Below are 2,487 nucleotides of genomic sequence, written 5' to 3'. Positions count from 1 at the left end.
TACCAGCATGCGGAAGCTCACAAAGGACAGGCCGATTTCGATCTTCCCGAATCATGGATGAAAGCGAAGAGCAAGGTCGACTTGGACACGCAACTGAACTTCGTTTGCACCGCCGACATCATTGGCGGCAATAGCGGTTCGCCAGTGGTCAATCGCGAAGGCGAATTGGTGGGCTTGATCTTTGACGGCAATATCCAAAGTCTGACCAGCGATTATCTTTACAGCGACGAACAAGCACGGGCAGTGAGCGTTTCCGGAGTTGGAATCATCGAAGCCCTGCGTTCGATCTACAACGCCAAGTCGCTCGCCGATTCGATCGGCAAATAGCCGCCATTCGCTCCACGAAAGCTGTGAAAAATTAGTCGACGCTCGTTCCCAGGCTCCGGCCTGGGAACCCGTGGTGGCGCTGAACTCGCTCAGTTCAGCTCACGCCCCTTTCTCGACACTCGGTTCCTTGACTTCGACATCGTCTTCCTCTTCTTCTGCTTCCTCCGCCTCTTCGACACTCTCGCGAAGCTCCTCGCTGGAGGTCCAATAGAAGACGGTACCGATCGCGGCCATCAACACCTTGACGATTTCAAACACCAATGCCACGAGCGTTCCCGAAGCCGACGTGGTGGTCGCGGGCACAATTCGGTACAGCCATTCGATGGTCGCTTCGTACACGCCCAATCCCGCTGGCGTGATCGGCATCGCCGCCGCCAGCATCCCAATCGGAACGATCACAAAGTGCTCGATCAAGGTTGGCGGATTCGAATAGAGTCCGCAGGCAATCAGATACATGCTGAGAATCATCGACGAATGCACGCCGAGGCTCATCACGATCGAGACCAAAAACGCGATCGGGTGAGCATGAAACATCCGCAGCGGCGGTCCAATTTTGGCCACCACCGGACCGACGATCGCTAGCTGACTGCCCCAGCGGACCAACCGGTCGACTCCCTTGCCCCCAAAGACCAACCCGCACAGCACAACGGTGCCAATGGTCGTCAGGATTGCGGTGGCCGCTTTGATCTGCTGCATCTGCTCGCGATCAATCTCCGTCGAGTGACTCGGCTGGACCAACATCAACCCTAACGCAACGAGCAACAGCAGCCCGAACAGTCCCACCCCGCGATCGACAAACACCGATGCGACCGCTTCGATTCGCTTCCCCGGACGCTGTTTTGCCAGGAAGATCGCCTTAAACAGGTCGCCGCCCACGCTGCCTGCCGAAACGAAGTTCAGCAAAAAACCGATCGATCCGAGCCGAAACGCCTCGACCATCGACAGCGAAATCCCTTGGCAACGCACCAGCAAGCACCAACGCGCGAACGAAAGGCTCAATCCGATCATCGCTACCGCCAACGCGCAGGCCAACAATCGATAATCCTTGGGCTGGGTCGATAACTGAGCCCAATCAATGTGATTCGCCAGCCAAGCGATAATTGCCACGGGAATGGCAAATTTGAGAGCGAGCGTCGCGGCTTTTTTCCATGTCATATGCATCGAAGCAAGATAATTGCCAGCGTCCGACTCTCCAAGCCGTCTTCAAAATCCCCGTCTCCCCCCGTAGTGGACGAGGCAACGAGTCCCCGCTTCATTCCGTAGTGGACGTGGCAACGAGTCCTTTGAGAATACCGCACCAAGCAAACTCGCCCACGGTACCTCTTCCACCACGCTAAAAGGCAACGGGGAAGACTCCCTACGCGACGTCGCCCAAATTGAGCCGTTTTCCGTACCGCCGCATCACCTGCGATTTCAGATCCTGGAATTCCGCCGCATCCAACTCCGGATCCTCTTCGATCATTGCCTGTGCCATCGCCCTTGCGATCCTCAGGATTTCGATATCGCGACGCGGGTCGGCGATTCGCAGCGGCGCCATCCCGCTCTGTTTCCGCCCCAGCAGATCGCCGGGGCCGCGCAATTCAAAGTCGGCTTCGGCAAGCTCGAAACCATCATTGGTCTTCTCAAACAAACTCAGTCGCTCGTTCTCACTGGGCGGTTGATCCCCGTCCGAGAAAACACAAACGTGCCCGACATGCGAACCGCGTGATACACGTCCCCGCAGCTGGTGCAATTGAGCGAGCCCAAACCGCTCCGCTCCAAGGATCGTCATCACCGTCGCATTGGGCACATCGATCCCCACTTCGATCACCGTCGTGCTGACCAACACATCGATCTCGCCCGAAGCAAACTCCTGCATCGTCGCCATCTTTTCATCCGCCGACATGCGGCCGTGCAACAATCCGATCCGAAACTCGGACAACACCCCCTTACTTAGATCAGCAAAGACCGTTTGCACCGACGAGACATCTTCGCTTTCTTCGTCGTCTGAATCCTCTCCATCGGACTTCGTTGTCGGAACCACACGCGGCGCAACAACAAATGCTTGCCGCCCTTCGTTCAAACGCTCTCGAACAAACGACCACCATCGATCTTTCCATCCATCATGGGCGAGATACGTATTGACGGTGGCCCGACCAGGCGGTTTTTCCCGCAGTGTAC

Annotated in this window: 3 protein-coding genes; 1 reads left to right on the top strand and 2 read right to left on the bottom strand. The window is 56.9% G+C overall.

Features of this window, described 5'->3' with window-relative positions:
* The coding region (locus ABX962_RS34655; protein WP_372726225.1) for a S46 family peptidase at nt 1-327 on the top strand (327 nt) is incomplete at its 5' end.
* A gap of 99 nt (nt 328-426) precedes the next feature.
* Here ABX962_RS34655 and ABX962_RS34650 read toward each other — a convergent pair.
* A complete protein-coding gene (locus tag ABX962_RS34650) occupies nt 427-1,482 on the bottom strand; it encodes a lysylphosphatidylglycerol synthase transmembrane domain-containing protein (protein WP_372726224.1) in 1,056 nt (351 codons plus the stop codon).
* 202 nt (nt 1,483-1,684) lie between these two features.
* The coding region (locus ABX962_RS34645; protein ID WP_372726223.1) for a helicase-related protein at nt 1,685-2,487 on the bottom strand (803 nt) is incomplete at its 5' end.

Source organism: Novipirellula sp., assembly GCF_041583735.1.
Classification (GTDB): domain Bacteria; phylum Planctomycetota; class Planctomycetia; order Pirellulales; family Pirellulaceae; genus Novipirellula.
Note: the sequence above shows the minus strand (reverse complement) of the source record. Positions and strands in the feature narration are given on the sequence as shown.